Genomic DNA, 4,044 nt, shown 5'->3' with positions numbered 1-4,044 from the left:
TGCAGTCTGAGAGTCTTGAAGAGTCTGGGGCTGCCATAGCGACCTTTATATTTTTTAAACAGGGCAGTAATTCGCTTTAACAGCTTCACGTCAGACTGCTGTCGGATACCAGGGGTTCTGATATTCCAGGCATATAAACCACTCCTGGATACATTGAACCTCTGACAAAGCCTCTGAACGCCAAAGCGATCCTTAAAGCGGGCTATGAACGAGAATTTTTCCTGCGTTGTTCCGCAAGGAACCTTTGCCATTTTTTTAGCAGGTCATTCTCCAGTTCAAGTTCGGCAATCCGTTCTTTCAACTGGCGCAGCTGGCCTTGCTCGGAATGTACATCAGATGGAGTTGACTTAACTTTGCGCTCATCAGCCACGAGCTGTCTCTCAAAATATTCCTTGCGCCAACGAAACAACATATAGGGATGAATGTCGAGAGCTCAACGACATCCTTTACCATTTTGTTGAGTCCAATGGTCATTCTAACAGGCGACACTTTAAATACGCTGGTGTACTGGCGAGTTTTTTCCCAGTTTGATAAGCAGGCACGTGGTCACCGTTTCAGTTAGATTTGAGTGTCCACTAAAACGGGGGAGATTCACATCCCTTTGACTGAACTTGTTAGCCGTTTTTCCCCGATATTTCGTGCAGAGCAGCCAATGCGGCTTGCGCCTTTTCCGATTGAACAAAAACATGATCATGAAAATATGCTGCAATTACATTCGCACTGATACCTTTTGACGCAAGTTTGTTTGATATTATTGCAGTTAACCCAACAGCCTCTAAGCTTGAATGCACAGTTAAAGTGATTTGCTTGTAGGTATTTTCAAAACTAATGTCAGCATTTTCTGCAGAGCTTTTGGATAAAACCAATGTTAAGCCCTCTAATTCAGTGAAAGTAGCAAGTGGATTTAAGTATATATTCGGACAGTTGACCTGTTACATTGCAAAATACAAACTCACCTTCAACTAACACAGGACTCATACTTTCCAGAAGTCTTTCAAGATCTACTATTCCTGTCATTACGATACATCTCGATGTTGTTATGACGGCTAACCTGCATATTGCACGATAAAGAAGAAGGGCGAGATGGTTTTTTTATAATTCAGTTGCTTACACCGACAATAACTACCAAATCGCCCATGACAAATTGTACCTCCAATATCGCTCATTTTCCACGCTGTAAATCACGACAGGTTCAGGCTGATTTTACTGGTGGCGACATCACCTCCAACGCCGGGGAGCTTTTGCTCCGACAACTTGATAGGAAACTTCAGTTATCGAAAGCTCTTGCCAAAATCATCAACGATCCGAGAGACACTGCCCGCTGCCTGCACAAAACGGAAACCGTCGTCAAACAGCGCCTATATGTTCTGGTTTTGGGCTACGAAGATCTGAATGATCACCAACAGCTTCGCTATGACTTGGCTCTGCAAACAGCTACAGATTCTGAGCATCAACTGGCCAGTCAATCAACGCTCTGCCGCTTTGAAAAGCACGCAAACGGGGAACAGGCTGTCCAGATGCATGAGATTCTCATTGAGCAGTTTCTTGCTTCATTCCGCAAGCCGCCCAAAAAAAATCTTGTTCCGGGGTGACAGCGGCTTTTGTCGGTCTCAGATATTAAGCTGGTGCGAGCGGAGCAACGTCGATTACATCGCAGGCATTGGCACAAATAGTCGATTAAATGCGTTGTCGCTGGATGTTCGACATCGGGCTGCCATGGGCTTCAAGGAAACCAGAGAGAAACAGCGTTGTTTCGCCACGCTCAGCTACGCAGCCAAGAGCTGGAAAAAGCGAGAGCGTAAAGTAGATGTAAAAGCTGAGTTCACAATCAAGGCAGACAATACACGGTATGTTGTTACTAACCTGAAGGGTTCTGCTAAATGGCTATACGACAGATGCTACTGTATGCGTGGTGACATGGAAAACCGATAAAAGAACAGTAATGGTTGTTCTCTGACCGCACCGGTTGCCATAAATGGTGGTCAAACCAGTTTCGTTTACTGATGTCTGGAATGGCCTATGTACTGCTGGAATACTTAAGAAGCGGTTACCACAAGCGCACGAAATTTGCTCGTGCCCAGATGCCTACATTGCGTAACCAGTTGTTGAAAATAGGTGCCGTGACTGTCCGCAACACTCGTCGGACCAGCATCCATATGAGCAGCAGCTTTCCCGATCAAAAGCTGTTTCTGGAACTGACGAGGAAGCTGGTTCCTGGATAACGGGGAATGTGCTGTTCCCGGCACGGAATAAACAATGGGGTAAGGGGGAGTTATGTCTGAATTTTGAAAAAATGGCTTTTAAAGGCTGAAAGCTTCCAAAATGACTGCCCGACAGAAACTGATGGACTAAACGTCAGCAGTTCAGACGTGGTGATGCAATATGCAGGTTAGGCGTGATTTGCACTTAGCAGGATTTTTAGTGGACACCGAGCAAGAGACCTTTAACACTCAAATCTTCATCAAGATCAGGCCAATGGATACCATCCCCCTCGCCAAGCAACTCCCAATTGTTGAGTTGTTGTTTGGTTCCATTTGAAAGAGATGGAAACCAAGAGATTGGTACGAGTATAACTCTGCCATCAACCAAGCTAACAATTAGCTCAGATTCAGAAAATTTAACATCTTGAGCTAATGGGTGCACCTCAACCTTTAAAGTATTCATTCCATGCCTCCAAGAATTTATCTTAATTTTTATCTACATGCTTTTGAAGCTCCCTTATCTCTTTGGCAGAGAATCTTGTTGAGCTTGCGAGCATGACAGGTTTTAAACAGAATTTTGCGAGAGCTTTGTCACGCTGAATATGAATATGGGCAGGTTCTCCATTTTCATTGGAGTAGAAGAAAAACCTGTATGGCCCGATTCTTAAAATAGTTGGCAATCTGAGCACTCCCATGGTTAGATCATTTAGAAAACAAAATATTGATGTTCGTCTGAGATCACATGATTATGAGTCATAAGATAGCTGATTCGTTCAATTTTTTCGATTTTTGTTTTAGCGCCTAACGCCTGGTTCGGCCGCCGCCGAAGGCGTTCGGGTGGAGTGGCGAAGCCACTGAACGAACTGAAACCATTTGTTATGTTACTATAATTCGATGCTTAAAGTTTAAGGGGTTTCCAATGCGTAAAAGTATCCTATCTTTAGCAATGGTTTTTATTTTGAACTCTTTTGTTTTGAACTCATACGGTATTGAAATATTTCTTAAAAATGGAAATATTGCTATAAAAGATATTAATTTTTTAAAGGTTATTACGCCTACTGATTTGCGCTTACAGTCAATAACTAATTTAACCATAAATGATTCTTTTTATAATCCATCTCATGGCTATATTACAAATATTGCAGTAACAACAGAAGATAGTTCTGATATTATTTTTCAAGTTAATGGAGAAGGTGTTGTTTCCGAAGGGTGTCAATATTCCTCTTGCGAACAAAGTACAGCTTCCTCAATAGCAGAACCTAATTATTTTGCAGGCGCATGTGAATATCCATCTAACAGGAAGGAAGAGACTTCTTTACTTGGTGCGAAAGATCGATATAAAAGAGTAAAAACCATTAAAGCATCGCCTTTCATATGTTCTTGTTGCAAAGAAAAGAAAACTAGCAAGAATACATTCAGAGCAGATGAAGAGATTATATGCAATGCATGCTATGGAGAAAAAATTAGTAAAGAGTGACTACTTTGTGCAACATAGCCGCAAAGCTGAGGGGCAGCGTAGCGGTCCCCGTCAAGTGAGTTGTTAGGTGGCGTGGTTATTGGCGGGAGAGTAAGGCTTGGAGCATTTCTTTGATAGCGGCAATATCAGAACCTTGCTGGTCAAGGCGCTTATCTTGCTGGTCAAACCGTTCGCTGGTTTCTTTGCTCTGTTGGTCAAATCTCTGGTGCATCTCACTACGGGTTTGACCAAGGCCGTCAACTACGTCAGTCAGGGTATTACGGATATGATCAATCTCTGTCGACTGAGGTTTGGATTTCGCACCCATGGGTTACTCCTTAATAAAATGTCAAAGAGGAACAGCATAGCAGAGACTGGCACAAAGAC

At 43.0% G+C, this 4,044-nt stretch carries 8 protein-coding genes and 2 pseudogenes; 4 read left to right on the top strand and 6 right to left on the bottom strand.

Going from position 1 to position 4,044, the window contains the following annotated elements:
- The 3 genes and pseudogenes from KDK19_RS05320 to KDK19_RS24315 all read right to left on the bottom strand — a co-directional run.
- Window positions 1–251, bottom strand: a pseudogene (locus KDK19_RS05320) (IS3 family transposase); the annotation flags it as partial.
- Between the two features lie 363 nt (window positions 252–614).
- Entirely contained in the window at window positions 615–866 is a 252-nt protein-coding gene (locus KDK19_RS05315) for an ACT domain-containing protein (RefSeq protein ID WP_257253540.1), read from the bottom strand.
- A 3-nt stretch (window positions 867–869) separates the two neighbouring features.
- Window positions 870–978, bottom strand: a pseudogene (locus tag KDK19_RS24315) (ACT domain-containing protein); the annotation flags it as partial.
- 158 nt (window positions 979–1,136) lie between these two features.
- On the opposite strand from KDK19_RS24315, the gene KDK19_RS05310 reads away from it, so the two are divergent.
- Genes KDK19_RS05310 through KDK19_RS05300 form a run of 3 tightly spaced genes read left to right on the top strand, consistent with a single transcriptional unit; the run spans window position 1,137 to window position 2,222 of the window.
- On the top strand, window positions 1,137–1,592 hold the full coding sequence (locus KDK19_RS05310; RefSeq protein WP_257291494.1) for a transposase: 456 nt from the start codon (window positions 1,137–1,139) through the stop codon (window positions 1,590–1,592).
- Window positions 1,579–1,932 carry a transposase gene (locus KDK19_RS05305; RefSeq protein ID WP_257291493.1) on the top strand — a complete coding sequence of 118 codons (354 nt, stop codon included), beginning with the start codon at window positions 1,579–1,581 and terminating at the stop codon, window positions 1,930–1,932. The genes KDK19_RS05310 and KDK19_RS05305 overlap by 14 nt, the downstream gene beginning before the upstream one ends.
- A gap of 14 nt (window positions 1,933–1,946) precedes the next feature.
- The gene (locus tag KDK19_RS05300; RefSeq protein WP_257291492.1) at window positions 1,947–2,222 is read left to right on the top strand and encodes a transposase; all 276 of its coding nucleotides are present in this window, start codon (window positions 1,947–1,949) and stop codon (window positions 2,220–2,222) included.
- Window positions 2,223–2,418: 196 nt separating this feature from the next.
- Here KDK19_RS05300 and KDK19_RS05295 read toward each other — a convergent pair whose 3' ends face one another.
- Both KDK19_RS05295 and KDK19_RS24310 read right to left on the bottom strand, forming a co-directional pair.
- A complete protein-coding gene (locus KDK19_RS05295) occupies window positions 2,419–2,664 on the bottom strand; it encodes a DUF2442 domain-containing protein (RefSeq protein ID WP_257255207.1) in 246 nt (81 codons plus the stop codon).
- A 22-nt stretch (window positions 2,665–2,686) separates the two neighbouring features.
- Window positions 2,687–2,896 carry a DUF4160 domain-containing protein gene (locus KDK19_RS24310; protein WP_368736439.1) on the bottom strand — a complete coding sequence of 70 codons (210 nt, stop codon included), beginning with the start codon at window positions 2,894–2,896 and terminating at the stop codon, window positions 2,687–2,689.
- Between the two features lie 224 nt (window positions 2,897–3,120).
- Between KDK19_RS24310 and KDK19_RS05290 the strand changes: the two genes are divergently transcribed.
- The gene (locus KDK19_RS05290) at window positions 3,121–3,678 is read left to right on the top strand and encodes a hypothetical protein (RefSeq protein WP_257255206.1); all 558 of its coding nucleotides are present in this window, start codon (window positions 3,121–3,123) and stop codon (window positions 3,676–3,678) included.
- A gap of 76 nt (window positions 3,679–3,754) precedes the next feature.
- Here the strand turns inward: KDK19_RS05290 and KDK19_RS05285 are convergent, their stop codons facing one another.
- On the bottom strand, window positions 3,755–3,985 hold the full coding sequence (locus KDK19_RS05285; RefSeq protein ID WP_257255205.1) for a hypothetical protein: 231 nt from the start codon (window positions 3,983–3,985) through the stop codon (window positions 3,755–3,757).
- Window positions 3,986–4,044 lie beyond the last annotated feature (59 nt).

This window comes from Endozoicomonas sp. ONNA1 (assembly GCF_024606325.1).
In the GTDB taxonomy this organism is placed as follows: Bacteria; Pseudomonadota; Gammaproteobacteria; order Pseudomonadales; family Endozoicomonadaceae; genus Endozoicomonas_A.
Note: the sequence above shows the minus strand (reverse complement) of the source record. Positions and strands in the feature narration are given on the sequence as shown.

What these genes read in the sequence shown, in the direction of transcription:
- KDK19_RS05285 (WP_257255205.1), bottom strand. Translation starts at nt 3,985, where the DNA reads ATGGGTGCGAAATCCAAACCTCAGTCGACAGAGATTGATCATATCCGT.
- KDK19_RS05295 (WP_257255207.1), bottom strand. Translation starts at nt 2,664, where the DNA reads ATGAATACTTTAAAGGTTGAGGTGCACCCATTAGCTCAAGATGTTAAA.
- KDK19_RS24310 (WP_368736439.1), bottom strand. Translation starts at nt 2,896, where the DNA reads ATGGGAGTGCTCAGATTGCCAACTATTTTAAGAATCGGGCCATACAGG.
- KDK19_RS05290 (WP_257255206.1), top strand. Translation starts at nt 3,121, where the DNA reads ATGCGTAAAAGTATCCTATCTTTAGCAATGGTTTTTATTTTGAACTCT.
- KDK19_RS05310 (WP_257291494.1), top strand. Translation starts at nt 1,137, where the DNA reads ATGACAAATTGTACCTCCAATATCGCTCATTTTCCACGCTGTAAATCA.